This window comes from Komagataeibacter xylinus NBRC 15237, from assembly GCF_001571345.1.
Taxonomy (GTDB): Bacteria; Pseudomonadota; Alphaproteobacteria; order Acetobacterales; family Acetobacteraceae; genus Komagataeibacter; species Komagataeibacter xylinus.
Genome location: NZ_BCTP01000122.1, coordinates 1 through 1379, shown reverse-complemented (window position 1 = coordinate 1379; position 1379 = coordinate 1). Strand labels below are relative to the sequence as shown.

The window sequence follows — 1379 nt, the reverse complement described above, 5'->3', positions numbered from 1 at the left end:
CCTGGCTGTTTCGGACACTGGAGGACACAGCCCGGCAGATGGAGGGGCCAGCGCTGTTCAATGGGGACGGAGAGGATTTGGTCTTCCACGAAGTATGTTTCCCGCTGGCAAAGGGCGTGACACAGAAGATAGTGGCGGACGTGCTTGACGGGATCATGGCCCTGCGACCTGAAAACCGGTCATTCTGGAACTGGCTGAAAGAGCCGATGAGCAATCCCGTGGGCAAGGCTGGACGAGATGAAAACGGGCGGTTCCTGCGCACCGAGATGGATGATGGTGCGATCGTGCTGGGCACGCTGGATCTGAAGGGGCGGCAGTTGCGGCTGCAGGTGAACTCGAAAGAGCGTGCCGAACGTGGCCGTGCCATGCTGCAGGCTGGTCTGGGAGATCTCGTGCGTGCTCCGCTCACGCAGATCATGACGCCGGTGCAGGCGATGGAAGACCGGGGGACGCATGGACGTGAGGTCTCGCCAGAACTGCAGATCCCGCCCGAGGAGGAAGCCCGGATTATCGGGCAGATGCTGGAGCGGCACTATCGGCAGGTGCTTGATGAGCCTGTTCCGGCTCTGGGGGACATGACGCCACGTCAGGCCGTCCAGACAGCCTCAGGGCGTAAAAAGGTGGCCATCTGGTTGAAGGATATCGAAAACACTACGGTCCACGCCCAAGGGAGTGGCGGTGCCATGGCTGCCTACGATTTTGGGTGGATGTGGCACGAACTCGGAATCATCAGGCTCAGGAAATAGTCGGCTTACGCCTCATGTCGGTCATATGAGGTCTGTGTCTACTATTCTTAATAGCGGACGCTTTAGTTGAGGCGTGCACGGCCTCCAATTGCAAGGCGATCAGACCAGAGAACCAATCTGCAAGCAGGTCAAGTTCAGAGCTCGCGATGCCCGGAACTGATCATCCGAAAGCTCACGCTTCCTTCATCCATTGCGTAAATTTTTGCGCCCAAGCCGGGTTCCAGCGTGAGAGTGCTGGACGATTATGAATCATGTCGTCGGCCGACCACTGGATGCGGCGCATATCCATTTCGGATGTGACTTCGTTGTCCGGACACAAGATGTATAAGTCCTCACTGAATAGCCGCTGCAGAAAATAATCTACCACCTGTTCCGCTGTCCATGCTCCCTCCGGTTTACGGTCATGAGGCCCGTCCTTGCCGTGGAAATTCATGGGGGGAGCGAGGTTATTTCCGTCACGTCAGTCTCGCGACGCACTCGAAACCTGAGAATCGCCTCTATCGCCGTCTTCTCACCGCCCTGGACTGGTTCCGGTAGTCGTTCAGTGCCCGCGCGAACGAGGTAAGCTCCCGGCGACTGACGCCTTGCTGAATACTTCTGGTCTGGTTCAGCTATGAAGCATGAGCGATTTAA

General features: G+C 57.5%; 1 pseudogene. It reads left to right on the top strand.

The features are described 5' to 3' along the window. Positions 1-746, top strand: a pseudogene (locus GXY01S_RS16675) (hypothetical protein); the annotation flags it as partial. Positions 747-1379: the final 633 nt, after the last annotated feature.